At 45.9% G+C, this 540-nt stretch carries 1 pseudogene; it reads right to left on the reverse strand.

From position 1 onward, the window contains the following. Nucleotides 1–38: 38 nt before the first annotated feature. Nucleotides 39–540: pseudogene (locus V7659_RS25940) on the reverse strand (glutamine-hydrolyzing GMP synthase); the annotation flags it as partial.

The following is a 540-nucleotide window of genomic DNA, read 5'->3' on the forward strand; positions in this document are numbered from 1 at the left end:
TATTGTCTAGCTCCAGCGTCTAGGCGCTTCCACTTTTCTTATTCCCACTCTATTGTTGCAGGCGGCTTGCTGGTAATGTCATAAACCACCCGGTTGACATGAGCTACTTCGTTAACAATTCTTGTTGAAATGATTTCTAAAACATCCCAAGGGATTCTTGCCCAATCGGATGTCATTCCGTCAATGGAGGTTACCGCACGAATGCCAATCGTGTAATCGTAGGTTCTTGCGTCCCCCATTACACCGACACTGCGAACGTCTGGTAACACAGTGAAATATTGCCAAATTTCTCGGTCGAGCCCGGCTTTTTTAATTTCTTCGCGAAGAATCCAATCTGATTCGCGGACGATTTCAAGTTTATCTTCTGAAATAGCTCCTAACACACGAATACCAAGACCTGGTCCAGGGAATGGCTGTCTCCAGACGATATCATCTGGAATGCCCAACTCGGTTCCAAGCGCACGGACTTCATCTTTAAATAGAGTGTTCAATGGTTCAATCAGTTTAAACTGCATATCTTCCGGCAGCCCGCCCACATTG

It is taken from the genome of Neobacillus drentensis, assembly GCF_036966985.1.
Classification (GTDB): Bacteria; Bacillota; Bacilli; order Bacillales; family Cytobacillaceae; genus Neobacillus; species Neobacillus drentensis_E.